The sequence below is a fragment of the Arthrobacter sp. 260 genome (assembly GCF_013116745.1).
Taxonomy (GTDB): domain Bacteria; phylum Actinomycetota; class Actinomycetes; order Actinomycetales; family Micrococcaceae; genus Arthrobacter_D.
This window is the reverse complement of the sequence record NZ_JABFOE010000013.1, coordinates 79,176-104,868: the sequence shown is the minus strand read 5'-3', so window position 1 is coordinate 104,868 and position 25,693 is coordinate 79,176. Positions and strand designations below refer to the sequence as shown.

22 protein-coding genes and 1 tRNA gene are annotated in these 25,693 nt (G+C 64.7%); 8 read left to right on the top strand and 15 right to left on the bottom strand.

Going from position 1 to position 25,693, the window contains the following annotated elements:
• The first annotated feature begins 31 nt into the window (after positions 1–31).
• Complete coding sequence (locus HMI57_RS14575; protein ID WP_171586748.1) at positions 32–1,840, top strand: amino acid transporter; 1,809 nt, start codon at positions 32–34, stop codon at positions 1,838–1,840.
• A 4-nt stretch (positions 1,841–1,844) separates the two neighbouring features.
• On the opposite strand, the gene HMI57_RS14570 is transcribed toward HMI57_RS14575, so the two are convergent.
• Positions 1,845–2,423, bottom strand: a complete 579-nt coding sequence (locus tag HMI57_RS14570; RefSeq protein WP_171586719.1) for a helix-turn-helix domain-containing protein — start codon at positions 2,421–2,423, stop codon at positions 1,845–1,847.
• A 186-nt stretch (positions 2,424–2,609) separates the two neighbouring features.
• Between HMI57_RS14570 and HMI57_RS14565 the strand changes: the two genes are divergently transcribed.
• The gene (locus HMI57_RS14565) at positions 2,610–4,148 is read left to right on the top strand and encodes a sodium:solute symporter (protein ID WP_171586718.1); all 1,539 of its coding nucleotides are present in this window, start codon (positions 2,610–2,612) and stop codon (positions 4,146–4,148) included.
• Between the two features lie 80 nt (positions 4,149–4,228).
• Here HMI57_RS14565 and HMI57_RS14560 read toward each other — a convergent pair whose 3' ends face one another.
• Positions 4,229–4,891: a GntR family transcriptional regulator gene (locus tag HMI57_RS14560; protein WP_171586717.1), complete on the bottom strand. Its 663-nt coding sequence runs from the start codon at positions 4,889–4,891 to the stop codon at positions 4,229–4,231.
• A gap of 145 nt (positions 4,892–5,036) precedes the next feature.
• On the opposite strand from HMI57_RS14560, the gene HMI57_RS14555 reads away from it, so the two are divergent.
• Positions 5,037–6,389 carry an SLC13 family permease gene (locus HMI57_RS14555; RefSeq protein WP_171586716.1) on the top strand — a complete coding sequence of 451 codons (1,353 nt, stop codon included), beginning with the start codon at positions 5,037–5,039 and terminating at the stop codon, positions 6,387–6,389.
• 85 nt (positions 6,390–6,474) lie between these two features.
• On the opposite strand, the gene HMI57_RS14550 is transcribed toward HMI57_RS14555, so the two are convergent.
• From HMI57_RS14550 to HMI57_RS14535, 4 genes are all read right to left on the bottom strand, one after another.
• A complete protein-coding gene (locus HMI57_RS14550) occupies positions 6,475–7,716 on the bottom strand; it encodes an AI-2E family transporter (RefSeq protein ID WP_171586715.1) in 1,242 nt (413 codons plus the stop codon).
• Positions 7,717–7,750: 34 nt separating this feature from the next.
• Positions 7,751–9,457, bottom strand: a complete 1,707-nt coding sequence (locus HMI57_RS14545; RefSeq protein ID WP_171586714.1) for a long-chain-fatty-acid--CoA ligase — start codon at positions 9,455–9,457, stop codon at positions 7,751–7,753.
• 83 nt (positions 9,458–9,540) lie between these two features.
• Positions 9,541–9,885 (bottom strand): DUF202 domain-containing protein, encoded by a 345-nt coding sequence (locus tag HMI57_RS14540; protein WP_171586713.1) that lies wholly within the window; start codon positions 9,883–9,885, stop codon positions 9,541–9,543.
• Between the two features lie 9 nt (positions 9,886–9,894).
• A complete protein-coding gene (locus HMI57_RS14535; RefSeq protein WP_171586712.1) occupies positions 9,895–10,290 on the bottom strand; it encodes a DUF202 domain-containing protein in 396 nt (131 codons plus the stop codon).
• 283 nt (positions 10,291–10,573) lie between these two features.
• On the opposite strand from HMI57_RS14535, the gene HMI57_RS14530 reads away from it, so the two are divergent.
• Complete coding sequence (locus HMI57_RS14530; protein WP_346655224.1) at positions 10,574–11,671, top strand: VIT1/CCC1 transporter family protein; 1,098 nt, start codon at positions 10,574–10,576, stop codon at positions 11,669–11,671.
• Positions 11,672–11,692: 21 nt separating this feature from the next.
• On the opposite strand, the gene HMI57_RS14525 is transcribed toward HMI57_RS14530, so the two are convergent.
• The 8 genes from HMI57_RS14525 to HMI57_RS14490 all read right to left on the bottom strand — a co-directional run bounded on the left by HMI57_RS14525 (position 11,693) and on the right by HMI57_RS14490 (position 22,105).
• A complete protein-coding gene (locus HMI57_RS14525; RefSeq protein ID WP_171586711.1) occupies positions 11,693–12,130 on the bottom strand; it encodes an SRPBCC family protein in 438 nt (145 codons plus the stop codon).
• A 4-nt stretch (positions 12,131–12,134) separates the two neighbouring features.
• A complete protein-coding gene (locus HMI57_RS14520; protein ID WP_171586710.1) occupies positions 12,135–13,700 on the bottom strand; it encodes an MDR family MFS transporter in 1,566 nt (521 codons plus the stop codon).
• Positions 13,697–14,320, bottom strand: a complete 624-nt coding sequence (locus HMI57_RS14515; protein ID WP_171586709.1) for a TetR/AcrR family transcriptional regulator — start codon at positions 14,318–14,320, stop codon at positions 13,697–13,699. The genes HMI57_RS14520 and HMI57_RS14515 overlap by 4 nt, the downstream gene beginning before the upstream one ends.
• 176 nt (positions 14,321–14,496) lie before the next feature.
• Positions 14,497–15,552, bottom strand: a complete 1,056-nt coding sequence (locus HMI57_RS14510) for a zinc-dependent alcohol dehydrogenase family protein (protein ID WP_171586708.1) — start codon at positions 15,550–15,552, stop codon at positions 14,497–14,499.
• 112 nt (positions 15,553–15,664) lie between these two features.
• A complete protein-coding gene (sucD, locus tag HMI57_RS14505; RefSeq protein WP_171586707.1) occupies positions 15,665–16,567 on the bottom strand; it encodes a succinate--CoA ligase subunit alpha in 903 nt (300 codons plus the stop codon).
• 58 nt (positions 16,568–16,625) lie between these two features.
• Complete coding sequence (sucC, locus tag HMI57_RS14500) at positions 16,626–17,795, bottom strand: ADP-forming succinate--CoA ligase subunit beta (RefSeq protein WP_171586706.1); 1,170 nt, start codon at positions 17,793–17,795, stop codon at positions 16,626–16,628.
• 143 nt (positions 17,796–17,938) lie between these two features.
• Positions 17,939–20,422, bottom strand: a complete 2,484-nt coding sequence (gene pcrA, locus HMI57_RS14495; protein ID WP_171586746.1) for a DNA helicase PcrA — start codon at positions 20,420–20,422, stop codon at positions 17,939–17,941.
• Between the two features lie 138 nt (positions 20,423–20,560).
• Positions 20,561–22,105, bottom strand: coding sequence for an alanine/glycine:cation symporter family protein (locus tag HMI57_RS14490; RefSeq protein ID WP_228721130.1), 1,545 nt, complete (start codon positions 22,103–22,105; stop codon positions 20,561–20,563).
• Between the two features lie 170 nt (positions 22,106–22,275).
• On the opposite strand from HMI57_RS14490, the gene HMI57_RS14485 reads away from it, so the two are divergent.
• The 3 genes from HMI57_RS14485 to HMI57_RS14475 all read left to right on the top strand — a co-directional run bounded on the left by HMI57_RS14485 (position 22,276) and on the right by HMI57_RS14475 (position 23,537).
• Positions 22,276–22,929, top strand: coding sequence for a hypothetical protein (locus tag HMI57_RS14485; RefSeq protein ID WP_171586704.1), 654 nt, complete (start codon positions 22,276–22,278; stop codon positions 22,927–22,929).
• An 18-nt stretch (positions 22,930–22,947) separates the two neighbouring features.
• A tRNA-Arg gene (locus tag HMI57_RS14480) sits at positions 22,948–23,024 on the top strand.
• An 18-nt stretch (positions 23,025–23,042) separates the two neighbouring features.
• Entirely contained in the window at positions 23,043–23,537 is a 495-nt protein-coding gene (locus HMI57_RS14475) for a DUF6314 family protein (protein WP_171586703.1), read from the top strand.
• Positions 23,538–23,558: 21 nt separating this feature from the next.
• Here the strand turns inward: HMI57_RS14475 and HMI57_RS14470 are convergent, their stop codons facing one another.
• Positions 23,559–24,950: a PLP-dependent aminotransferase family protein gene (locus tag HMI57_RS14470; protein ID WP_228721129.1), complete on the bottom strand. Its 1,392-nt coding sequence runs from the start codon at positions 24,948–24,950 to the stop codon at positions 23,559–23,561.
• An 85-nt stretch (positions 24,951–25,035) separates the two neighbouring features.
• On the opposite strand from HMI57_RS14470, the gene HMI57_RS14465 reads away from it, so the two are divergent.
• Positions 25,036–25,650: a hypothetical protein gene (locus HMI57_RS14465; RefSeq protein ID WP_171586701.1), complete on the top strand. Its 615-nt coding sequence runs from the start codon at positions 25,036–25,038 to the stop codon at positions 25,648–25,650.
• Positions 25,651–25,693 lie beyond the last annotated feature (43 nt).

Genomic DNA, 25,693 nt, shown 5'->3' with positions numbered 1-25,693 from the left:
CCACACCGCCACCCATTCCTGGTGGAAGGTCATGTGCCTGACGGGCGTCGACTACTTCTCCACCCTCGGCTACCAGCCGGCCATCGCCGCCGTCGCCGCTGGCGTGCTCTCCCCCATCGCGACGATCGTCCTGGTCCTGGTCACCCTGCTCGGCGCCCTCCCGGTTTACAAACGGGTCGCCGAGGAGAGCCCCCACGGCGAGGGCTCAATCGCCATGCTGGAACGGCTCCTCCCCCGCTGGGGCGGCAAGTTGTTTGTCCTGGTCCTCCTCGGGTTCGCTGCGACCAGCTTCCTGATCACCATGACGCTGTCCGCAGCCGATGCCAGCGCCCACCTGATTGAAAACCCGTTCGCGCCCGGCTGGATGCACGGCCAGGAGGTCATCATCACGCTGGTCTTCCTGGGACTGCTTTCGGTGGTGTTCCTGAGGGGATTCCGGGAAGCCGTGGGAATCGCCGTCGCGCTGGTCGCCGTGTTCCTGACACTGAACCTGGTGGTCATCGTCGTGGCCCTAGGCCAGGTGGTCCTTGATCCTCCCTTGGTGCAGGACTGGTGGACCGCACTGAACACCCAGCACGGCAACCCGATGCTGATGGTGGTCGTGGCCCTGCTGATCTTCCCCCGGCTGGCCCTGGGCCTCTCGGGATTCGAAACCGGCGTCGTCGTCATGCCGCTCATCAAGGGACACCCGGGTGGCGAGCACGAGGACCTCGCGGGGCGCATCGCCGGGGCCAAGAAGCTGCTCACCTCCGCCGCCCTGATCATGAGCGGCTTCCTCATCACCTCAAGCCTCGCCACCACCATCCTGATCCCCGCCGCCGAGTTCCAGGAGGGCGGCGAAGCGAACGGCCGAGCCCTCGCCTACCTGGCGCACAAGTACCTCGGTGACGGGTTCGGCACCGCCTACGACATCAGCACCATCGCCATCCTCTGGTTCGCTGGCGCGTCGGCGATGACCGGCCTGCTGAACCTGGTCCCCCGCTACCTGCCACGCTACGGAATGGCTCCCGACTGGTCCCGGGCCGTGCGGCCGCTGGTGATCGTATTCACGGCCGTCGCATTCCTGGTCACCATCGCCTTCCGGGCCGACGTCGAGGCGCAGGGCGGCGCGTACGCCACCGGTGTCCTGGTGCTGATCACCTCAGCCTCCGTGGCGGTCACCCTGTCCGCCCGACGCCGTCGGCAGCGCCTGGCGACGGTGGGCTTCGGCGTGGTCACGGTTGTCCTGTCCCTGACCACCCTGATCAACATGGTGGAACGGCCCGACGGCGTCCGGATCGCCGGGCTGTTCATCCTCGGGATCGTGGTGGTGTCATTCGCTTCCCGTTTCCGCCGTGCGTTCGAGCTGCGTAGCACCGGGATCAGGCTGGATGACGAGGCGCTGCGGTTCGTGGCGTCCACCGACGACGGCGAAATCCTCCTGATCGCCCACGAGCCGCAGCGGCTCACAGCCGGGGCTTACCGCAGAAAACTGGAACACGCGTGCACGGTCAGCCATCTGACCCCTGCCGACAACCCGCTGTTCATCGAGGTGATCGTCGACGACTCGTCCGAGTTCGCCACCGCCCTCCAGGTGCGGGGTATCACCCGGCACGGGTACCGGATCCTCGAAGTGCACGGGTCGAATGTTCCCACCACGATTGCCGCGGTGATGCTGCACATCCGGGATATCACCGGGCTGATGCCGCACGTGTACTTTCGGTGGACCGAGGGGCACCCGCTCACCAACCTGTTCAAGTTCCTCATCACCGGTGAGGGGGAGATTGCGCCGGTGACCCGTGAGGTGCTGCGCGAGGCGGAGCCCGACGTAAGCCGCAGGCCCTGGGTGCACGTCGGCTAGGGTACTACCCGCCGGATGCCGCCGGGACCAGGGTCCAGAGCACTATCGCCTCGACGCCGGTGGGGTTGAACCAGGTGTGGGGTTCACGGCCGGGGAACGTCACGGTGTCCCCTGCCTCCAGCTCGTAGCGGTCATTGGAGAAAATCAGCACAAAGCTGCCGGCGATGACGTGGAGGGTTTCCACCTCGCAGTCCACCGAGTACAGCTCGGTCTCGCCGCGACCGTGCGGGGCGATCACCGCGCGGATCATCTGCAGCCGGCGCTCCGACCGCGCAGTAATCAGCCGCTCATTGATACCCTCGCCGCCGAGACTGATGTGCGGCGCCTCACCGAGCCGGGTGAGGTGCGTTTCGGGCACCAGGAACAGGTCGCCAATCGACACTGACAGTACCTGGCACAAAGTGACGAGGGAGGCGACCGACGGCGACGTCAGGTCACGCTCCACCCGGCTTAGAAAACCCTTGGTGAGGCCGGTCGCGGCGGCCACCTGCTCTATGGTCATGCGCTGGGACTGCCGCGCGGCACGGATCCTTGATCCAATGGCGACGGGGGCGTTACTGGGTTCTACAGGCAGAGCCTTCACTACGTACCATCTCTCCGCTCTAGGTCGCCTCCCCGGGCTGACACACGACTATGAGCATACCGAGGAATCTGTTTGTAACCTGGTTGGTCCACACTTGACCTGTTAGCAAGGTCACAACTAGCCTATAGCGAAACATAAGTTTTCTATAGGTTACTTTCTAACCGCAACCACTTATTCAGGAGCACCATGGAATTCATCAACATAGCGATCGTGGTGGTCTACCTCGTGGGCATGCTGGCGTTCGGCTGGTGGGGCAAGTCACGCACCAAGAACACCAGCGACTATCTGGTCGCTGGCCGCCGCCTCGGCCCCCTCCTCTACACCGGCACCATGGCGGCAGTTGTTCTCGGTGGCGCCAGCACCGTCGGTGGCGTTGGCCTCGGCTACACCTACGGCATCTCCGGCATGTGGCTCGTCGTCGCGATCGGCCTCGGGGTGCTGCTGCTCAGCCTCCTGTTTGCCCCGACCCTGCAGAAGCTGAAGATCTACACGGTCTCGCAGATGCTCACCCTGCGCTACGGCGCCGAGGCCACCAAGGCTTCAGGCATCGTGATGCTGGCCTACACACTGATGCTGTGCGCCACCTCGACCGGCGCATACGCCACTATCTTCGTGGTGTTGTTCGGCTGGGACCGAGCCGTGTCCATCGCTGTCGGCGGCGCGATCGTGCTGATCTACTCGACGATCGGTGGCATGTGGTCCATCACTCTCGCCGATATGGCGCAGTTCATCATCAAAACCGTCGGCGTGTTCGCCCTGATGCTCCCGTTCGCCCTCATCAACGCCGGCGGCTTCAGCGGCATCTCCGAGCGTGCCGGGGACCAGTTCTTCAATATCACCGGCATCGGCGCCCAGACCATCATCACCTACTTCGTGGTCTACACCCTGGGCCTGCTCATCGGTCAGGACATCTGGCAGCGCGTCTTCACCGCCAAGACACCCACCGTCGCCCGCTGGGGCGGCGTCACCGCTGGCGTGTACTGCATCCTCTACGGTGTCGCCGGAGCCGTGATCGGCATGTCGGCCAGCGTCATCCTGCCCAACATTGAGTCGCAGGACGACGTGTACGCGGACATTGCCATCAACGTCCTGCCGATCGGCATCGGTGGGCTGGTGCTCGCTGCAGCCGTCGCAGCCATGATGTCCACCGCTTCCGGTTCACTGATCGCCGCAGCGACCGTGGCACGTGCAGACGTCGTCCCGTTTGTCAGCAGCTGGTTCGGCCGGGGCGGACAGACAAGCATCGACACCACCACCGAAGCCGAGGCCGAGAACCCGGAGCACGACGTGACCGCCAACCGCTGGTGGGTACTCGGCCTGGGCCTAGTCACCATTTCGCTGGCCGTCATCGTCCAGGACGTCGTTGCCGCCCTGACCATTGCCTACGCCATCCTGGTGGGCGGCCTGCTGGTCGCGATCCTCGGCGGGCTGGTCTGGAAGCGGGCCACCGGCGTCGCGGCCGCGGCCTCAATGGCAGCGGGTACGGTCTTCACGCTCGGCACGATGATCTACCTTGAGGTCAACGCCGAGAACCAGTACGACGGTATCTACGCCAATGACCCGATCTACTGGGGTCTCGGCGCGTCGGCCATTGTGTTCGTTATCGTGTCGCTCGCGACCAAGCGCACCGATCCGGCGGTCATGGCCGCCTGGGAGCGCCGCGTAGCAGGTGCTGCCGAGGATGAGGTTCCCGTCGCCGAATCCCGCAGGGCCGCGCGCCGCTAGTAAAAGGCGCCCGGCATAACAAAAGGCCGGCGGCCACTGGATATCAGTGGCCGCCGGCCTTTCTTGTGCCACAGCGAGGTTCAGCCAGCGGGACTGGTGCCCGCCGGGTGTAGTTTGGCGTTCCTGGCGACGCCGGCGCCGGCATCCCTGACGTGCTGGCGCATTGCTTCTTCGGCTGCAACGGCGTCGTTGGTCCGCAGTGCTTCACACACCCTGCGGTGAGCGGCGACGGAGGATGCCTTGACCTCCTCGGTACTCCAATAGTCCTCTTTGTAAGGCAACGGCACCTCCAACAGCCGGCGGGCAATATGGGTGAGCCGATCGTTTCCCACAATGTCGAAAATCAGTCCATGAAAATACTGGTTCTCCTGGTCGCATTCCAAGACAGAGCCATCGGGGAGATTTTCCAGCCGGTCGCAGCTCGATTCCAAAGCTGCCAGATGACTCTTGGAGACGTGCAGTGTGGCCTGTCTCGCCACCATCCCCTCAAGGACGCTGCGAATTTCATGGATCAATTGAACATCTTCGGCCGTAAACAGCCGCACTCTGGCACCCCTGCCAGCCAGCACCTCAATTAGGCCCTCGGTTTCCAATACCCGGAAGGCCTCTCGGACAGGGGTCCGACTGACGCCCAGGCGGACCGCCACTTCGGCCTCCTTGAGCCTCTCGCCCGGGGCATAGCTCCCACTCAGGATGGCCGAACGGATGAATTCGACTGGACCCTCGCCGGGTTGACTGCCCACTGAATTTCTCCTCATAAACGCCGACGCTGCCGCAGGTCGCCTGCAACCGGGACTGTGCCCCACGTCACATCCTATGCTACGGTGGCCAGATTGTATGCAATGTATGCAATATCACGTCCCGAATAATTCCTAGGGAAAAGACCTCATGACTCCTGAAATTATCTCGATCATCGTCCTGGCCCTGCTCTTTCTCGTGGCCACGATCCGGTCGGTCAATATGGGCATCCTGGCATTCGTCGCGGCGTTTGCTGTCGGCGTTCCGGTCGCGGGCATGACCACCGAAGACGTTGTCGCTGGCTTCCCCGGAGATCTCTTTCTGGTGCTGATGGGCCTTACCTTCCTGTTCGGCTTCGCCCAGCAAAACGGAAGCATCGATCTGCTGGTGCAGTGGAGTCTCAAGGCTGTTCGCGGCAGGGTCGCTGCAGCGCCCTGGATCTTCTTCGCCCTGTCCGCCATGCTTATCTCGGTCGGAGCCCTCTTCGCTGTCGCGGTGGTTGCTCCCCTGGCCATTCCCTTTGCCCGCAGATACGGCATGAATCAGCTCATGATGGGCATGATGGTGGTTCACGGTGCATTGGCGGGAGCGTTCTCGCCTATCAGCGTCTATGGAGCCTTTATCAATGGCTATCTGCAGCAGGAAGGGCTCCCCACCGACCCCCTGGCGCTGTTCCTCGTACCCCTGGTCTTCAACCTGGTGGTTGCGTCGATCGTGTACCTGACAATGGGTGGGCGCCAGCTCCGCGGGTTGAAGATCGATGATAATGCTGAGGGTCAGGGCACCGGCGCACTCTCCGCTCCCACCTCCGCATCAGGCGGACCTGGACTATCCGGCACACCAGGCTCCAAAGGCGTGTCCGCATCAGTGCTCACCAGTCCCAGTGCAGTCGCAGGCACCTCCCGGGCAACCCCCTACCAGAAGCTGACACTGCTGGGTCTTGCCGTATTGGCGCTCGGTACAGCTGTCTTCGGCTTTGACGTCGGCGTTCTGTCCCTGAGCATCGCTTCAGTCCTTGCCATCGCCTCGCCAAAAGCCTCAAAGGAGGCAATGACGAAGATCAGCTGGCCAACCGTCATCCTCGTCGCCGGCGTGCTGACATATGTCAACGTCCTGGAAACCGCGGGCACCATCGCCTACGTCAGCTCCGGCATCTCGGCAATCGGCATTCCCCTCGTCGCGGCCTTGCTGCTGTGCTATCTCGCAGGGATCACATCCGCTATGGCATCCTCGGTTGGCATCATCGGAGTCGCCATTGCCTTGGCTGTGCCATTCCTGCAGTCCGGGGCCATTGACCCGATTGGTTTCGTTGTGGCCCTGGCCATTGCCGCCACCATCGTGGATGTCAGCCCGTTCTCCACCAATGGCGCGCTGGTCCTTGCCAATGTGGATGAGGCGGACCGGGACAAGTTCTACCGCCACATGCTCGTTTACGCGGGAATCGTCGTCGCCGTCGGGCCCGGACTCGCCTGGCTCACAGTTCTTGTTCCTGGCTGGCTCTAGCTTAGAAGCCGAACCTGCACCCGGCACAACAAAGGCCGGCGTCCACAAGATGTCAGTGGACGCCGGCCTTTTGTTATGTCACCGGTTACGGCTTGGCGATCGAGGATCCGATTCTGCGGCCGGGCCTGCTGCTGCGGCCGCGCCCGACGGCGTCGGCCTTCGTATCGATTTCGGCTCGCTTGATCTCAGCAGGAGTGATCGGACCGTCCTCTTCACCGTTCCAGGACTTGATGGCACTCCAGGTCACTGCCGCGAGGGGCACGGACAGGATCGCTCCGACGATGCCTGCAAGGATCGTGCCGGCGGTCAACGCCACCAGGATGACCAGAGCATGGACGCTCAGGGAGCGGCCCATGACCACCGGCTGGAGGAAGTTGCCTTCGATCTGGTTCACGGCGATGACTACCACAATGACAATCAGCGCGGTGGTGGGCCCGTCGGAGACCAGAGCCACGAGGGCAGCCAGTGCCCCAGCGAACGTCGCGCCGACGATGGGGATGAACGCGCCGACAAAGACGATGACCGCCAGCGGCAGTGCAAGCGGGATGCCCAGCCAGAAGAGTGCGACTCCGATGAACACCGAGTCCACGAGGGCGATGATGGCGGTTCCGCGGACGTAGCCGCCGAGGGTCTCCAGTCCGTGGATTCCGACGCGACGGGCCTTGACCAGTCGCTCACCTTTGAAGGGGCGCAGGATGAAGGCGAAGATCTTGTCGCCGTCCTTGAGGAAAAAGAAGAGGATGACCACCATCAGCACCGCCCCGGTGAGGAACTCGCCGGCAGCAGTAATTCCGGTCACCGCACCGGCACCCACCGTTGCGCTGGTCGCAAAGTCGATCAACCACTCCTGAGCATCGGCGATCTGTTGCTCATCGACGGGAATCGGGCCGCTGATGATGAAGTCGTAGATCTTGTCGAAGCCCTGTGTCGCGCTGTCGACCAGCTCATCAGCCTGACTCTGAACAGCAAAGACGATGCCGGTAATGACTCCGCCCAGGACGCCCAGCAGCAGGAGGAAGGAGAACGCCGTCGCGAGCGCGCTCGGCCAGCCCTTCCGCCGGAGCCAGTTCACCAGCGGCCCGATAGCCGCCGCCAGGATCAGCGCAATGATCAGCGGGATGACGACGAGCGTGACCTGCAGGAGGCCAAAGATCACTATGGAACCCAGGACGAGGATCAACAGCACCTGCGCCGCACGGGTGCTCGCGCGTCCGAGGGAGTCCTTCCACGGACTGCCAGGTCCCTCCGGCGGATCGGCGCGGACTGCTACCTCGCGGTACTCCTCGCCGCGGGGGGCACCCTTGGTGCGCCTGAAAATGTTAAGCACTTCTGGTTCTCCTTGCTTCCTCCGGAGGCGCAGTTCAGCTGTCCCCGGCAATAAGTTGGTCACGAACCTGGCGTCGCAGCACCTTGCCAATCAGTGACCTTGGCAGTTCGTCTACCTCAACAATACGACGCGGTATTTTGTAGGCGGCGAGGGAACCCCGGCAGAAGGCCTTCAACACGTCGACGCTGAACGGCTGACCATCGCGGACGACGACGGCGGCCACCACCTCTTCGCCGCCTCCGGGCAGGGGCATCCCGACCACAGCCGCGTCGGCGACACTGTCGTGGGCGAGTAGCGCCTCCTCCACCTCGGTGGGGGTGACGTTGAAGCCGCCAGTGACGATGATCTCCTTGATCCGGTCCACTATCGTGACGAACGAGTCCTCATCAACCCGCACGATATCGCCGGTCTTGAACCACCCGTCGGCGGTCAGGACGGCGCGGGTGTCCTCAATGTTCCGCCAGTAGCCCTGGAACACCTGGGGGCCGCGGATGAGGAGTTCCCCCGTTTCGCCGGGTGCCCGGTCGCGGGCAGGGTCGTCCGGGTCGACCACCCGGATCTCCGTGTTGGGGAAGGGCACCCCCACGGTGCCGGGCTTGCGGGTGGGGCCAATGGGGTTGCCCAGGGATATGGGCGAGGTCTCGGTGAGCCCGTACCCTTCCACCAGGTAGCCGCCGGTCACGGATTCCCACAGTTCGATGGTTGCGGGAGGAAGGTTCATCGCACCCGAGAACGCAAAGCGCACACTCTTCAGGCTGATGCCCCGTTCCACGGCCCGTTTGGCCAGCCGCTCATAGATTGGGGGAACGGCAGGCAGGAAGGTTGGCGGGCTTGACCTCACCGCGTCCAGGACCAGATCCTCATCGAACTTCGGGAACAGGACGAGCTTCGCCCCGATGCTCATCGCGAAGGTCAGGCACAGCGTCAGTCCGTATGCATGGAACATCGGCAGGACAGCGTAAATGACCTCTTTGCCGTCCTGCAGCCCGGGAACCCAGGCGCGCCCCTGCGCTGCGTTGACGAGGAGGTTGCGGTGGGTGAGGACCGCGCCCTTCGGGTGGCCGGTGGTGCCGCTGGTGTATTGCAGGGCGGCGACGTCGGTGGCCACCGGCCCGGGGTGCGTTGCGGCGAGGGGCCGGTTGCTGACCAGGTGGTCCCAGCTGGTGACGCTCCGGTTTCCGGACAGTTTGGCGGTAGTAGTCAGGGCTGCCCGCGCCTGCCGGGCCTTTTTGACGGGAAGCCGCAGCGCCGTCCGCTTGGTCCAGGGCATGGCCCGCGTCAGGTCCACCGTCACGATCCGGGAGACCGGAACGTCGGCTGGCAGGTCCTGTACCCGCTGGGCGGCCTTGTCCCAGACGATCGCCACCGTGGCACCATGGTCTTCGAACTGGTGCCTCAGTTCGCGGTCCGTGTAGAGCGGGTTGTGTTCCACCACGATGGCGCCAAGGCGCAGCACCGCGTAGAACGCCACCACATGCTGTTGGCAGTTCGGCAAGACCAGGGCCACCCGGTCGCCGGCGACAACCCCCAGCCGGCGCAGCCCCTCGGCTGCCCGCTGGATCGATTCGCCGAGCTGACGGTAGCTGGTCTCCGCACCGAAGAATTCGAGCGCAACATTCCTACCGTACTGTTTCGCCGCGTCCTCGACGAGATTGACGAGGGACCCCTCAGGGAGGTCGACGGCAGCCGGTACCCCGGCGCTGTAGTTCCGCACCCACGGGGCGGTGGAATCAAAAGTCATCAGTCTACTTCCTGTCTTGGCCTGTTGAACTCTATCCTGCCTGGCCGGCGGGCCGGTCCCCGGGGCCCGTAGGCCCCCCGATGTCACTCGTGTAGCGGGCGGAACAGCACGGCGTAGATCCCCGCGGCACCGACGGCGACCACCACCCCCGCGGTCCAGAGCACCGCCGCCACGTCGGCCTTCAACACCCCGCTACTGATCCCTTTGAGACTGCGGCGGTAGCGAAGCTCCTGGCTCAGATAGATCCCGAGAGCAGCCGCGAAGCACGCCGCCACCAGTGTGAGCGAAAAATCTCCGTGCTGGGGTACCCAGCGAATGAACAACACGCCGCAGATCACCAGGGCGAGCAGTGTCCGCCCCCAGGCCAGCGACGTGCGCTCCGGTTGCAGGCCCGGATCAACTGAGCTCGTGGGGTTCGATTCAGTCATGGCGCATCATCAGGCCGGACGGAGGATGACAACCACTACGACGACGACTGCCACCAGCGTCGCGCCGAGCGCCAGCACCGGAGCCAGGAGGGGCAGCGGCAACGGTAATCCGTGCCGCATCGCCCGCTCCACCGTGAGCCACCGTCCGCTGGCGGCAGCAGCGATCAGCATGGCTAACAGGAGCAGGAGGATCGCGATGGTCTTGCGGAGTAAGGGATCGAAAAGATCCACGGTGAACGCCTCAACTGCAATGCCACCGGCAAGAAGGGCCAGGGACGTGCGGATCCAGGCCAGGAAGGTCCGTTCGTTGGCCAGGGTGAACCGGGGATCCGGATCGGTCCCGCCGCCCAGCAGCCACCGGGACAGTGAGCCGCGGCGGGGCGGCTTTTCGGGTGGGGCGGCCATCGCTTCATCTTAGCGACCCCGTTCCACTGCCCTCCCCCGTCCCGGCATGGTGCGGGGTCGAGGACGGGGCGAAGTCACGCTACGATTGATACCGAGAAGGGGAGTAGCTCCTGTTCGGATCCGGTTTAGCGAATCCTGAGCGGAGGCCTGTCGACACACTGGCTATCGATGATGATGCCCGGCAGTCCACCGGAGAGAGTTTCCGGCGAGCGAGACCTTCGGCCGCGTTAACGACGGCCGGAGCCCCGTCACGGTCCTGGTCGCTATATTCCAGGAGACCGTAGTGACAGCAACCCAGAACAAACCATCCCCGGCAGATATTCGCCGGTGGCGCCAGTACCTGGCCGATGAACGCGCCGAAGCCGCCACCTACCGGTATCTCGCAAGCCGCCGCGAGGGCGAGGAACGCGAAATCCTGCTCGCCCTGGCGAAGGCCGAGGGCCGTCACGAAGCCCACTGGTTGTCCCTGCTCGGCGACCATCAGGGCAAGCCCGCCCGTCCGTCCTTCAGGAATGTGGTGCTCGGGTTCCTGGCCCGGCGGTTCGGAAGCGTCTTTGTGCTGGCCCTCGCGCAGCGCGCCGAAAGCAGGTCGCCGTACTCGTCCGACCCAATGGCTACCCACGCCATGGCAGCCGACGAGCAGATCCATGAAGAAGTTATCCGCGGCCTCGCCACCCGTGGGCGCAACAGGTTGTCTGGCAACTTCAGGGCTGCCGTGTTCGGCGCCAACGATGGGCTGGTCAGCAACCTCGCGCTGGTGCTCGGGGTGGGCGCCACCGGCGTCTCCACCGGATTCGTGTTGTTCAGCGGGATCGCCGGTCTCCTCGCCGGAGCCTTGTCGATGGGCGCCGGGGAGTATGTGTCGGTGCGGTCGCAGCGGGAACTGCTGGCCGCATCCCGCCCCACCCAGATCACTCTCACCGCCGCGAAGGAACTGGACATCGACGCCAATGAACTGGTGCTCGTGTATCGGGCACGGGGCATGTCCCCGGAAGCGGCCCAGCACCGCGCGGAGGAGCGGTTGGGGCTCCGGGACTGCGACTGCGACCCCAGCCTGTCCCTTCAGCCGGAGACGGAGGGGGACCGGGACCATCACGAGCAGATCGGCACCGGCCTCGGCGCCGCGGGGGCGAGCTTTTGTTTCTTCGCGTCGGGCGCTCTGATCCCGATCCTGCCGTATCTGTTTGGTCTCAGCGGAACGACGGCGATCATCGTCGCCTGCATCCTGGTGGGTCTGGCGCTGCTGGGAACGGGCGCCGTCGTCGGGCTGCTTTCCGGAGCCTCACCGCTGAAACTGGCGCTGCGGCAGGTGGCGATCGGCCTGGGTGCGGCCGCCGCCACCTACCTGCTGGGCCTGCTGTTCGGGGTCGGGCTGCTCTAGCCGGTCCGACCCACTAACCGGTTAGTTCTGGGTGACGTAGTTTTCGAGCTTGGCCAGCGTCTTCTCCATGGCGATGGGGTTCTTGCGCAGGAACCCCATCGGCCGGAGGACAATCTTCCCGGTCACCGAGCGGGCATCCCATTGCTCGGTGACCAGGGTGCCTCCGTCGCGCGGCTCCAGCACGTAACTCCAGGTGGCCTTCGTGAAGTGACGCCAGGTGATCCGGCGCCCTTCCTCGAACTCGACCACCTTGTTGAGGATCTTGTACTTCGCCCCGATGCGCATGTCCATTCCGAATTTGGCGCCCTGGTACAGGCGTTGCGGCCCGCCGGGCTGCTCGCCCTGGACGGTGTCCGAGCCGTCGATCACACTGTGGAGCGCCGGGGTGGCCAGGACCTCGAAGATGTCGCTGGCCGGCGCGTTGATGAATCGTTCACGGGTGATCAGGTAGGGGCTCATGATCCTATTCTGCCTTGCTGGCCCCGGCAGCCACTTCAGGCTCCGCAGCGATCGACGTCGCCAGGGGTGCTTCCTTGACGAAGTACAGCAGGATCGCCGCGATGATGCCCAGCGGAGCCATGTAGAGGAACAGCGGGGTGAGCGCGTCGTTGTAGGACTCGATCACCGCGTTCCTTGCCGCGTCGGGCAGCGTGTAGACCAGCTCCGGGGTCAGCGAGTTGGCGCCGCCCTCGGTGGTGACCGCTCCGCCGGGAAGCCGTTCGGTGAGCAGGTCGGCGACCCGCGCGGTGAAGAGGCTCCCGACGATCGCTGAGCCCAGGGTGGCACCGATCTGGCGGAAGTAGTTGTTGGAGGCGGTCGCGGTGCCCACCATCCGGTTGGGGAACGTGTTCTGGACGATCAGCACCAGGATCTGCATGCTGAGACCCAGCCCCGCGCCGAGCAGACCAATGTAGGTACAGATGATCCACAGTGCGGTGTCCGGCTTGATGGTCGAGAGCAGGAACAGCGCAACGGCGATCATCAACGAACCGGCGATCGGCATCCACTTGTACCGACCGGTGCGGCTGACTAATACCCCGGATCCGGTGGAGAACAGCAGCAGCGCGCCCATCATCGGGATCATCAGCAGGCCAGCATTGGTGGCACTCGCGCCGGTGACCATCTGCAGGTAGGTCGGCATGTACCCGACGGCACCGAACATGGTGACGCCGATCAGGAGGCCGCCGGAGGTGGTGAGGTTGAAGTTGCGTTCCCGGAACAGATGCATCGGGAGGATGGGCTCGTCGGCCCGCCGTTCGACCATCACGAAGGCGACACTGGTCATGACGGCTACCGCGGCCAGTCCGAGGATGGTTACTGAGGTCCAGTCGTACTGGGTGCCACCCCAGGTGCCGACCAGCACAATCGAGGTGGTGGCGATCGCGAGAAGGGCCATGCCGGCGACGTCGGGCTTGGTCCGCTGGCGTTCCTTGCTCGGCAAGTGCAGGAAGAAAACGACGACCAGGAGTGCGAGCACGCCCAGCGGCATGTTGATCCAGAACATCCAGCGCCAGCCAGGGCCCTCGGTGAAGAAGCCGCCCAACAATGGGCCGGCCACCGAGGCGAAAGCGAACACGCCGCCCATAACGCCCATGTACTTGCCGCGCTCCCGGGCGGGGACGACGTCGGCAATGATTGCCTGGGCGAGGATCATCAGCCCACCACCGCCGAGCCCCTGGATCGCGCGGCCGGTGATCAGCCAGGGCATGTCCGGGGCGAGCCCGCCAACAATGGAGCCGGCCATGAAGATGCTGATGGCGATGAGCAGCAGGTTCTTGCGGCCCATCAGGTCACCGAGCTTGCCGTAGATCGGCATCACGATAGTGGCGGTCAGAATGTAGGCGGTGATGACCCAGAGCATCTGGTCGACGCCGTGCAGCTCGCCCACGATGGTGGGAAGCGCCGTACTAAGGATCATCTGGCTGAGGGCAGCCAGGAGCATTGAGAGCATCAGCCCGATGAAGAGCAGCAGCATGCCAGTGGGTTTCTCGACAACGGCTTCGGGGGTGGTTCTGGTATCGGTACTCATTGGATTTCCGGGAGGACCTCTCTGAGGAGTGCGTTGGCGGTACTGAGAGCCGCGAACTGGTTGTCGAGTGTTGGTGCGTGAGCGGATTCCTGCATCGCGTAGCGCATGGGTGCTCCTGCGATCAGCACGATCATGCGGGAGATGTCCTCGGCGCGGTGGTGCTGGGCGACGTCGACCCATTTGGCGGAGGCAGTAATGCCCTCGGTGACGACATCGCGGACCAGTTGCTCCACCTTCAGGAAGTAGCCGAAACGGCGCTGGCGGAGTTGGGGGAAGCGCTGCACCACCTCCATGCGGAGGCTGTCGCCGTCGGCGCCGCCCTCGGTGGAGTGCACCACGTTCACGAGCAGCCGGGACACCTGGTCGAGGAGGTTCGCATCGACGTCGAAGGCTTCCAGCCAGGTGTCGTCGATCGAGGGGTCCTGGAGGCCAAGGATCGCGTCCTCCTTGGTGCTGAAGTAGTTGAAGAAGGTCCGGGCCGAGACGTTGGCCTGGGCTGCGATGGCTTCGGTGGTGACGCGGTCCGGCCCGTTCTCGAGGGTGAGCCGGGCGGCGGCGTTGTGCAGGGCAGCCCAGGTCTCGGTGCGTTTTCGGTCCCGGAGGGAAAGTAGTTGACTCACCGAACTATTGTGACACCCAGCAACGTTTTACACAACTGCAAAATTGCGGCGCTGCATTATTTTTCTTGAGAGCATCGCGGCGAGCCTGACGGTTAAACGCAAAACGCGCCGGTAGCCGTGTGAACACAGCTACCGGCGCATCAGTGGGCGTCGCGGGTTTGTGGCGGTCGAGAGCCCTACGGCTTGAGAAGCACCTTGATGGCGCGCCGCTCGTCCATGGCCCTGTACGCCTCGGCGGCGTCCTCGAGGGGCATCTCGACATCGAACACCTTGCCGGGGTTGATGTTTCCGGCGAGGACGTCAGCCAGCAGTTCCGGAATGTAGGTGTGGGCCGGGGCCATGCCGCCGCCGACCGTGATGTTCTTGGAGAACAGCAGCCCGATCGGGAGCTCGGCACCGCCCGCGGGAACACCTACAAACCCGAGGTTGCCGCCGGGCCGGGTGCTGGCGAGGGCCTGCTCCATCGACTCCTTGGTACCGACGCACTCCAGCACCGAATCGGCGAGCACTCCCCCGAGCAGTTCGCGGACCTTCTCGACGCCGGCGTCACCGCGCTCGGCGACGATATCGGTGGCACCGAACTCGCGGGCCAGTGCCTGCCGGTCCTCGTGCCGGGACATAGCGATGATGCGTTCCGCGCCGAGGCGCTTCGCCGCGAGGACACCGCATAGCCCGACGGCTCCGTCGCCCACCACCACCACGGTGCGGCCCGGCCCCACCTGGGCGCTGACGGCCGCGTGGTGCCCGGTGGACATGACGTCGGAGAGAGTGAGGAGGCTGGCGGTCAGCTCCTTGTCCGGGTCGGTAACCCCGTCGACCCTACGGAGAGTGCCCTCCGCCTGGGGTACGCGGACGGCTTCGCCCTGCGCGCCCTCGACATAATGACCGTTTTCGTCGTCACCGCCCCAGGAGGTGAGGTGGTCGCAGGCCACTGTCACTCCGTTGAGGCACTGCGGGCACTTGCCGCAGCTGTCGACGAAGGGGGCGATGACGAAGTCGCCGACGGCCAGCTCCGTCACCTCGGAGCCGATGTCCTCGACGACGCCGACAAACTCGTGCCCGATCGCCCGGGTGCCACGGTTCTTGCTGATACCCCGGTAGGGCCAGAGGTCCGATCCGCAGACACAGGAGGCAGTGACCTTCACAACGGCGTCGGTGGGAAGTTTGATCGTGGGGTAGTCGCGGTCCTCAACCTTGATGTCGCCGGGGCCGTGGATGATGGTGGCGCGCATGCGTACTCCTCAAACTGGTGTGGTGGGTGAACTAGTTAGCCTAGCGCGGTCGCCTGACAGAAAAGGCCCCGACCGCTGGACGAATCCAGCTGCCGGGGCCTCCCAAGGAGAGCTACAGTCCTGCGTAGACCTCACGGAGGAGTTTGGCGGTCTCGGACGGCGTCTTGCCGACCTTGACGCCTGCAGCCTCGAGGGCTTCCTTCTTGGCCTGTGCCGTACCCGCTGAGCCCGACACAATGGCGCCGGCGTGGCCCATGGTCTTGCCCTCGGGTGCGGTGAAGCCTGCCACGTAGCCGACAACCGGCTTGGTGACGTTGGCCTTGATGAACTCGGCGGCACGCTCTTCGGCGTCGCCGCCGATTTCGCCGATCATCACGATGGCCTTGGTTTCGGGGTCCGCCTCGAACGCAGCAAGTGCGTCGATGTGGGTGGTTCCGACGATGGGGTCGCCACCGATGCCAATGGCGGTCGAGAAGCCCAGGTCGCGCAGCTCGAACATCATCTGGTAGGTCAGGGTGCCGGACTTGGACACGAGGCCCACGCCGCCCTTGCCGGTGATGTTGGCAGGGGTGATCCCGACCAGCGACTCGCCCGGCGTGATGATGCCGGGGCAGTTGGGGCCGATGATCCGCGTGACCTGGTTGCCATCGGCGTCGAGTTTGGACTGGGCAAGCGCCCAGAACTCGGCCGAGTCCTGCACGGGGACGCCCTCGGTGATGATGACGACGAGGCCGATGCCGGCCTCGATGGCCTCGATGACCGCGTCCTTGGTGAAGGCCGGTGGAACGAAGACGATCGACACGTCGGCGCCGGTTTCTGTCATGGCTTCGCTGACCTTGCCGAATACCGGCAGGGTGACGTCGCCGTGGGTGACCGTGGTACCGGCCTTGCGGGCGTTAACCCCACCGACCACCTGGGTGCCAGCGGCGAGCATCAAAGCGGTGTGCTTGGTGCCTTCGCCGCCGGTGATGCCCTGCACAATGACCTTGGAGTCTTTGTTGAGAAAAATTGACATACGTTATTCCTTAATCCTTTGGACCCGGCAGCACGTGAGCCGGGAAGTGCAGGCTCGATCAGCGGGCGGCGTAAGCCAGTTCGGCGGCCTTGTCGGCGCCTTCATCCATGGTGTCGGCGAGGGTGACCATTGGGTGGTTCGCCTCGGCGAGGATGCGGCGGCCTTCTTCGACGTTGTTGCCGTCGAGACGCACTACCAGTGGCTTGTTTTCCTTGTCGCCCAGGATCTTCAGGGCTTCAACGATGCCGTTGGCAACCGCGTCGCACGCGGTGATGCCGCCGAAGACGTTGACGAACACGCTCTTGACCTGAGGGTCGTTGAGGATGACGTCGAGCCCTGCAGCCATGACGGCCGCTGATGCTCCACCGCCGATGTCAAGGAAGTTGGCGGGACGCACGTTGCCGTGGGCTTCGCCTGCATAGGCGACGACGTCGAGCGTCGACATGACCAGGCCTGCGCCGTTGCCGATGATTCCGACTTCACCGTCGAGCTTGACGTAGTTGAGGTCGTTTTCCTTGGCCTTGGCTTCGAGGGGATCGGTGGAGTCCTGATCCTCAAGCTCGGCGTGGCCGGGCTGACGGAACGCTGCGTTCTCGTCGATGGTGACCTTGCCGTCGAGGGCGATGATGTCACCGGCTCCGGTCTTCACCAGCGGGTTGACCTCAACGAGGGTGGCGTCTTCGGAGACGAAGACGTCCCACAGCTTGATGATCGCGTTGACGACGCCGTCGTGCAGCTCGGGGGCAAACCCCGCCGTCTCGACGATTTCCTTGGCCTTCGCCTGGTCGATACCCACAGCGGGGTCAACGGCAATGCGTGCCAGCGCCTCGGGGCGCTCCACGGCCAGCTGCTCGATCTCCACGCCGCCTTCCACCGAGCACATAGCCAGGTAGTTGCGGTTGGACCGGTCCAGCAGTACCGAGAAGTAGTACTCCTCAGCGATGTCAGCGCCCTGCGCGATCATCACCTTGTGGACGGTGTGACCCTTGATGTCCATGCCCAGGATGTCCGAGGCGTACTTGAATGCCTCGTCGGGGGTCTTGGCGACTTTGACGCCGCCCGCCTTCCCGCGGCCTCCAACTTTGACTTGAGCCTTGACGACGACAACGCCGCCAATCTTCTCGGCTGCCGCCTTTGCTTCCTCGGGGGTGTGCGCCACGATGCCGGCGAGCACGGGTACTCCGTGTGCCTCAAAAAGATCGCGCGCCTGATATTCGAACAGATCCACAGGCCAGTGTCCTTCTACGTCGAAGTAGGTTTACACAGGGAACTTTAGTCCCTTGGCGTTCGGCGCCTTTCACAGACTACCGGTTTAGTGACCAAGGGCACACTTCTATGGTTTGTAGAAAAGTAAGGCGATGAGCTAAGGAACTACCCGGTCTTCGTGAGCGGTGCGTACCTCAGCAGCAGGCGTTTCTCACCGACGTCGAACGACACCTTCGCCACCGTCTTGTCCCCCGCTCCCTCGACGGCCAGGATGGTCCCGTTGCCGAAGCTGGTGTGGTTGACCTTGTCCCCCACCGCGACGGCGAGGACCTCCTTCTGTGGCTGGACGCGCCCGACGACGGTCGCCGAGCGGGTGGGCAGGCCCCGACCGCTGTCGTCGCCGCCGGCACCGGCGCCCCAGTAGGACCCGCTGAACTTGTTGCCCCCACCGATCGCGCCTCCGCCAGCCCACATCGGCCCCGAGGCGCCCTCACGCTTCCAGGTGATGAGCTCGCTGGGCACCTCGCCGACGAACTGCGACGCCGGGTTGTACTGGCTCTGACCCCACATGCTGCGCACCTCGGAGCGGGTGATGTACAGCCGCTTCCGAGCCCGGGTCAACCCGACGTAGGCGAGCCGGCGTTCCTCGGCGAGCTCCTTCGGATCGGTGGCAGAGCGCTGGTGCGGGAATATTCCCTGCTCCATGCCGGTCAGGAACACCACAGGGAATTCGAGCCCCTTGGCGGTGTGCAGGGTCATCAGGGTGACCACGCCCAGGCGCTTCGCCTCCGCCACGGCCTGCTCCACTTCGGCTGCCGAACCCTCCGGGGCATCGGGGATCTGGTCGGCGTCCGCTACCAAAGAGACCTGTTCGAGGAAGTCACCGAGCGTCCCCTCGGGGTTCTCCTGCTCGTATTCACGCACCACTGCGACCAGCTCGGCGAGGTTCTCCACCCGTGACTCGTCCTGCGGGTCGTTGCTCAACCTGAGCTGCGCCAGGTAACCGGTCTGCTCCAGCACCGCCTCGAGCGCCGCCGACGCGCCCGACCCGTCGGCCACTTCGGCGAGGTCGTCGATCAACTTCACGAAACCATTGACGGCGTTCAGCGACCGGGTGGCCAGCCCGGGGGCGTCGTCCGCCCGGCGGAGGGCCGCCATAAAGGACATCCGCTCCCGTTCGGCGAGCGCCGCGACGGCGTACTCGGCGCGGTCTCCGATCCCCCGCTTGGGTTCGTTGAGGATCCGGCGGAGGTTGACGACGTCGTCCTGGTTTACCAGCACCCTCAGGTAGGCGAGGGCGTCCTTGATTTCCTTGCGCTCGTAGAACCGGGTGCCGCCCACCACCTTGTAGGGCAGGCCGACCCGCATCAGGATTTCCTCGATGGATCGGGACTGCGCGTTGGTCCGGTAGAAGATCGCGACGTCGCCGGGACGCAAATCCTCCTCGTCCTGGAGGCGGTCGATCTCCTCGGCGATGAAGCGGGCTTCCTCGTGCTCGTTCTCCCCGACGTACCCGACGATCGGCTCGCCGTCACCCTCGGCAGTCCACAGCTTCTTGTCCGGCCGGTCAGGGTTGCGGGAGATGACAGCGTTGGCGGCGCTGAGGATGGTCTGCGTGGACCGGTAGTTCTGCTCCAGCAGGATGGTGCGCGCGTTGGGGTAGTCGTTTTCAAACTCGACGATGTTCCGGACATCGGCGCCGCGGAACGCGTAGATGGACTGGTCGGAGTCGCCGACCACGGTCAGTTCGGCGTTCGGGATCAGCTCGGCACCGTCAGCGGGGTCCTGGGTGATCCCGACGATCTCGCGGACCAGGGCGTACTGGGCGTGGTTGGTGTCCTGGTATTCGTCCACCAGCACGTGCCGGAACCGGCGGCGGTAGTAGTCGGCCACCCCGGGGAAGGCCCTGAACATGTAGACGGTCTGGGCAATCAGGTCATCGAAGTCCATCGCGTTGGCCTGGCGCATCCGCTGGGCGTAGCCCTTGTAGACCTCGGCGACCGCCTGCTCGAACGGGTCCGAGTAGTTGGCGGAGCTGGCGTAGCTTTCCTCGTCGATCAGTTCATTCTTCAGCGCTGAGATCTTGTGCTGGATGGACTTGGGGGTGAACCGCTTGGGGTCCAGGTCCAGCCCCTTCGCCACCAGGGTGATCAACCGGAGCGTGTCAGCCGAGTCGTAGATGGAGAAGTTGGAGTTCAGCCCCACCGATGCGGCCTCGCGTCGCAGGATCCGCACACAGGAGGAGTGGAAGGTGGAGATCCACATCCGCTTCGCGACATCCCCCACCAGAGCTTCGATGCGTTCACGCATCTCGGCTGCGGCCTTGTTGGTGAAGGTGATGGCCAGGATTGCACCGTGGTGCGCACGTCCCATTGCCATCAGGTAAGCGATCCGGTGGCTGAGGACGCGGGTCTTGCCGGAGCCGGCGCCCGCCACGATCAGCAGGGGGGACCCACTGTGCCGGACTGCCTCTTCCTGCTGCGGGTTCAGGCCTACCAGCAGTTCCTGCGCCCGGGCGTCGTCCCGGCGTCCGCCCGCGGGGCGCGGCGTATCCGCAGACTCGGGTCCGGCAGGGCCGGGCCGGGCCGACGACGTCGACCGCTTCCCTGAGCTTGCGGGTGATGAACCGAGGTGTGGGTCGAAAAGCATATCCATGGTGCCATCAAGTCTAGTTGCTGCCTCTGACGAAACAGGTGTGGCCGGGTGCCCGCAACGCACAGCGCCCGCCGGTTCGGGTGAACCGGCGGGCGCTGTCCGCTTGGTGGTGGGGCTGGCTTGAAGCGCTACCTAGGGCTTGGCATCTTCAATATCGTCAGCGTCGATACCGAGCTGCAGCAGCGTTCCGCTCTTGCGATCGGCCAGGTAGGCCTTCATCTCGCGCTTGATGACCGGCAGCAGCATGTAGACGCCGAGCAGGTTCACGAATGCGCAAACGAACAGTGCCGCGTCGGCGAAGTTCAGCACCTGGCCGAAGGTCAGGACGGTACCCACAACGGTGAAGAAGAGGAATACGCACTTGTAGATGATCTCGGACACCTTGCTGCGGCCGAAGAGGTACTCCCAGGCCTTCAGCCCGTAGTACGACCAGGTGATCAGGGTGGAGAACGCGAAGAGCGCCACAGCGATGGCCAGCACGATCGGGAACCAGGAGATGACAGTTGCGAACGCATCGGAGGTGAGGATGACGCCGTCGGGCGCGTCGCCGCCGCCCTGGACCTGATCGATTCCTGCCTGCAGGCTCGGAGCGCTGGCAATGACAATCGTGAGGGCTGTCATTGTGCAGATGACCACGGTGTCGATGAACGGCTCGAACATCGCCACGAAGCCTTCACTGACGGGACGCCGGGTCTTGACAGCCGAATGGGCAATTGCTGCGGAGCCAAGTCCTGCCTCGTTGGAGAATGCTGCACGCTGGAACCCGACGATCATGACGCCGATGAAGCCACCGGCCATCCCGGCGGGAGCGAAAGCACCCTCAATGATTGAACCGAACGCGGCAGGAACGTTGCCGATGTTGACAATGATCACGAAGAGGCAGGCAGTGATGTAGACGGCCGCCATGGCAGGGACCAGGCGGCTGGTGGTGGCACCGATCGACTTGATGCCGCCGAGGATGACGGCGCCGACGAGGGCGGCCAGAACGAGGCCGAAAATCAGGGCAGCGCCGGCGCTTCCGAGGAAGCCGTCGTCTCCGCCGGTGACATTCTGCACCTGGGCGAAAGTCTGGTTGGCCTGAAACATGTTGCCGCCAGCCACACCAAAGATGAGGATTGCGACGGCGAAGATCCCGGTCAGGACCTTCGCTGGCAGCCGGCCGAACTTCTCGAAGGCGATCGGCAGATACTTGAACGGCCCGCCGCTGACGGTGCCATCGGCATGCACCTCGCGATATTTCACCCCGAGGGTACATTCGGCGAATTTGGTGGCCATACCCAACAGGCCGGCAAGGATCATCCAGAAGGTGGCGCCCGGCCCGCCGAGCGCCATCGCTGCACCCACACCGGCAATATTGCCAAGCCCTACCGTTCCGGACAGGGCCGAGGTCAGTGCCTGGAAGTGGGGCACTTCCCCGGGGTCATCCTTGGAGGAGTACCGACCCCTGACCACTTCGTACGACACCTTGATGTGCCGAAACTGGACGAATCCGAAGTAGATCGTGAAGATGATGCCGGCAGCGATCAGCCACGCGACAACTACGGGAAAGCTGACGTCCCCAATCGTGATGGGGAAGAACACGATGCTGGAGAACACTTGGGTCACGGGCGCGAAGACCGAATCGATCGCATCCTCGACAGCAGCGAGCCAGCCGATTTCATCCGAGACGCTGGTCATAGGTAGTGCTTGGTTAATTGCCATCTCATAAAACAACCGCAAACGGTAGTGTGTTTGCAATCACAGAGGGCATATATGCCAAAATGACATCAAAACGTAACGTGCTTCACAGATGATCCCCAGTTCTCCGTGTGACATCGCGCACGTCCTATGCGAGGGATAATCGAGACATGTCAAAAACCCGCGCCCAGATCGCCCGGAAACATGGAGCAGCCGCTGCCGGGATTCCCGACGCGGCATCGGCACCCGCCCCGTCCACCGCGCCCCGCAGCAATGGAAACATGCTGCTCATTGCCGCGGCTGCCACGGCGGTGCTCCTGTTTGGGTACTATCACCTGCTTGCGCTGGGCCAGATGAGCCAGCTCGCCAACGGGTTGACCATGCCCGACATGATGTTCGGCGGCTACGGCGCCGCGCACATCGCTGATCTGCGGGCTGCCATGGATGAGGACGCTCTCGGCCAGCTCAGCTACCTGCACAAGACCGCGGGCACCCTTTTCCCGTTGATCTTCGGTATCGCCTGGCTGTTGCTGATCCAGCTGAACGTGGACCGTCGCTGGCTCAGGTGGCTGCTCTGGCTGCCGCCACTCCTGTTCGCGGCGGTGGACCTCTGGGAGAACGTCGCGGTCGACGCTCTTCTCGCCGGCTCGGCTCCCGACGACGGCCAGGTGGCGCTGGCCTCCGCGCTCACGGTGGCCCGTTGGGTCCTGCTGGGACTCTCCTGCGTCGGTGGCCTGCTGGCCGTGCTGCTCCCGGCCACGGTCCGCGGCAAGGTTCCCGTGCGACCGGTCGGACCGGCTGGGTTGACTGCCGAAAGCAGGTAAGCTGGTACCGCTGTACCCGCCTCTGTAGCTCAGTAGGATAGAGCGTCCCTCTCCTAAAGGGAAGGTCGTCGGTTCGATTCCGGCCAGGGGCACCATCGCACGACGGGTTCCAGATGAATGAATGTGAGCCGTTCCGGCTCGGCGCCGCCACTACCCTCCTCGATCACCTCCGCGGGACCTGGTCGGTGGAACGGACGCTGCAGGACCACACCTCAGGACTGACAGGCGTTTTCACCGGCATCGCCACCTTCGCGGACGACGACGACGCCCTCCGACACCGCGAGTGCGGCTCGCTCGCCTGGGCCGGTGCACTTCCCACGAAAGCCACCCGCGAGTTGCTCTGGCGGGCAACCAGGTCCGCTGCGGCGGCTGAGGTGTTCTTCGCCGACGGCCGCTTCTTCCACGTCCTTGACCTGACCGATGGCCGGGACACACCAGCGCACCCGTGCGCGCCCGACCACTACCTGGGGTCATTCGTCCTGCTGGATCACGATCGCTGGCGGTATACCTGGCGGGTCAGCGGACCGGCCAAGGATCTGACGCTGGACACCCACCTGACCCGGGTGACCCAGCCGCCCCCGGTACCCCTGGTGACCCAGGACAGCTAGTCCACCCTTCGACGGTTCCGGCTATACGACGTCGGCCAGTAGACCCGGGTCAGGAGCCAGGCGCCCCTGCCCCACCAGGTCCCAGGCACGCTGGAGCATCCCCACCGCACGGTCGGTGTCCTCGATCGAGTAGCTGAAGGGCAGGCGCAGGAAGCGCTCGAACGCACCGTCAATCCCGAACCGTGGACCCGCCGCAATCAGCAGCCCCTCCTGCCGGGCCGCCAGGGTGAGCTGCGAACTGACGCTGCGCCCCAGATTCGCCCACAGCGAGAGGCCGCCGGCGGCGGACGGCACCGACCAGGCGGGGATCCTGTCACGGAGAGCGGCGACCAGGTGGTCCCGGCCGGCCCGGAGCTGGTTCCGCCGCTCCGCGAGAATCTGGTCGTAGCTGCCCAGCAGCTCCGCGGCGATGAGCTGTTCAAGGATGGGAGTGCCCAGGTCGGAGGCTGCGCGCGCACGAACGAGCTGGTCGATCAGCGGCGTCTCGGCTCTGATCCAGCCGATCCGCAGCCCACCCCAGATGGTCTTGCCCAGCGATCCGATCAGCACCGCGGGCCCATAGGCAGCGAGGGGAAGCGGGAGGTCAAGGGAGTCGATCGCGAGTTCCGCCATGGTCTCATCGGCAATTACCACAGTCCCCTGGCGCTCCGCCGCGGCGAGCACCCGCCGACGCTGGTCCTCCCCCATGACCCGTCCCGTCGGGTTGTGGAAATCCGGCATCAGGTAGGCGATGGCGGGACTGGTTCGCCGGAACGCCTGCTGCAGGGCGTCGTCGTCCCAGCCCTCCTCCGTGGTGACGTTGACCGGCACCAGCCGTCGACCCGCTGCCCGGATTGCCTCATAGGCATGAGGGTAGCTCGGCGATTCCACAATGGCGCTGTCACTGCGGTCCATCAGGTGGCGGGTCAGCAGGGCTATCGCGTGCTGGGCGCCCAGCGTGACCAGGATCTGTTCGGGACCGGTCGGCAGGCCGCGACTTCGGTAGCGGGCGGCGACCGCAGCACGCAGCTGGGGAAGGCCGACCGGATCGTATCCAGCGCCGCCCAGGTACTGCTGCAGTTCCACCGCGGCCTGCATGGCGGCCCCGGCGAGCAGAGGCGAGGCTGGCATCGCTGCCTTGCTGAAGTCGAGCAGCCCACCGGCGCTGGACTCGGCGGGAGCACCCTGCGACCCGGGCAATTGGGCGACGCTGCCCGATCCCCTGATGCTGCTCAGGTAACCGGACTCCCGCAACCGTGCGTAGGTCGATGACACGGTGGTCCTGCTGACCATGAGCCGGACCGCGAGGTCCCGTTCAGCGGGGAGCCGTGCGCCCACGGGGACGCGGCCGTCGAGGATCAGCAACCGAATGCGGTCAGCCAACGCCGTGTAGGCCGATGACCCATTCCGCCACCCCGTCAGGAGAGAGTCCAATTTAGTAGCCGAGATCACCTGCATCAGACCAGTTTAGGCAAATTGGCGCCTTGTGAGAAGGCCAATATCGGTATTGACTTGCACTATGACCCATCTCTTCGTCCGACGCGTGCCCCAACTGCTGATTGGCCTGTTCTGCTATGGCTTCGCCATCGCCATGATGATCCAGGCTGGGATCGGTGTGTCGCCGTGGGACGTCCTGGGCCAAGGCACGGCCCTGCAAACCGGTCTGCCGTTCGGGGTCGCCACCAACATGATTGGCCTTATGGTCCTGCTGCTGTGGATCCCGATCCGGCAGAAGCCCGGGATCGGGACTGTGCTCAACGTCTTGCTCGTGGGACCCAGCGCCGAGGTGGGGTTGGCGGTCCTGCCCATGCCCACCGAGCTGTGGGCACAGATCCTCCTCTTCGCCGGGGGCCTGACTCTCCTGGCCGTGGCGACGGGCCTGTACATCGGGGCGCGGATGGGTCCTGGCCCGCGCGACGGGCTGATGACCGGCATTCACCGGAAGTGGGGCTGGAAGATCTGGAAGGTCCGGACGGTGATTGAACTGACAGTCCTGACCATCGGGTGGCTGCTCGGCGGGACAGTCGGCGCGGGCACGGTAGCCTTCGCCCTCCTCATCGGCCCGATGGTCAACGCCGCCCTGCCGCTGCTGCATATCCCGGAACCGCGCGCCCGGGTCGCCAAAACCCTCTAGGTGCCCCGACCCCCTTCGGAAGTTGCCTCACCGTGAACTGGCT

Coding starts and splice junctions, on each gene's coding strand:
- HMI57_RS14565 (WP_171586718.1), top strand. CDS start 2,610: ATGGAATTCATCAACATAGCGATCGTGGTGGTCTACCTCGTGGGCATG.
- HMI57_RS14520 (WP_171586710.1), bottom strand. CDS start 13,700: ATGAGTACCGATACCAGAACCACCCCCGAAGCCGTTGTCGAGAAACCC.
- HMI57_RS14535 (WP_171586712.1), bottom strand. CDS start 10,290: ATGGCCGCCCCACCCGAAAAGCCGCCCCGCCGCGGCTCACTGTCCCGG.
- sucD (WP_171586707.1), bottom strand. CDS start 16,567: ATGTCAATTTTTCTCAACAAAGACTCCAAGGTCATTGTGCAGGGCATC.
- pcrA (WP_171586746.1), bottom strand. CDS start 20,422: ATGCTTTTCGACCCACACCTCGGTTCATCACCCGCAAGCTCAGGGAAG.
- HMI57_RS14510 (WP_171586708.1), bottom strand. CDS start 15,552: ATGCGCGCCACCATCATCCACGGCCCCGGCGACATCAAGGTTGAGGAC.
- HMI57_RS14575 (WP_171586748.1), top strand. CDS start 32: ATGTGCCTGACGGGCGTCGACTACTTCTCCACCCTCGGCTACCAGCCG.
- HMI57_RS14545 (WP_171586714.1), bottom strand. CDS start 9,457: ATGACTTTTGATTCCACCGCCCCGTGGGTGCGGAACTACAGCGCCGGG.
- HMI57_RS14465 (WP_171586701.1), top strand. CDS start 25,036: ATGACCCATCTCTTCGTCCGACGCGTGCCCCAACTGCTGATTGGCCTG.
- HMI57_RS14490 (WP_228721130.1), bottom strand. CDS start 22,105: ATGACCAGCGTCTCGGATGAAATCGGCTGGCTCGCTGCTGTCGAGGAT.
- HMI57_RS14485 (WP_171586704.1), top strand. CDS start 22,276: ATGTCAAAAACCCGCGCCCAGATCGCCCGGAAACATGGAGCAGCCGCT.
- HMI57_RS14475 (WP_171586703.1), top strand. CDS start 23,043: ATGAATGAATGTGAGCCGTTCCGGCTCGGCGCCGCCACTACCCTCCTC.
- HMI57_RS14525 (WP_171586711.1), bottom strand. CDS start 12,130: ATGAGCCCCTACCTGATCACCCGTGAACGATTCATCAACGCGCCGGCC.
- HMI57_RS14540 (WP_171586713.1), bottom strand. CDS start 9,885: ATGACTGAATCGAACCCCACGAGCTCAGTTGATCCGGGCCTGCAACCG.
- HMI57_RS14555 (WP_171586716.1), top strand. CDS start 5,037: ATGACTCCTGAAATTATCTCGATCATCGTCCTGGCCCTGCTCTTTCTC.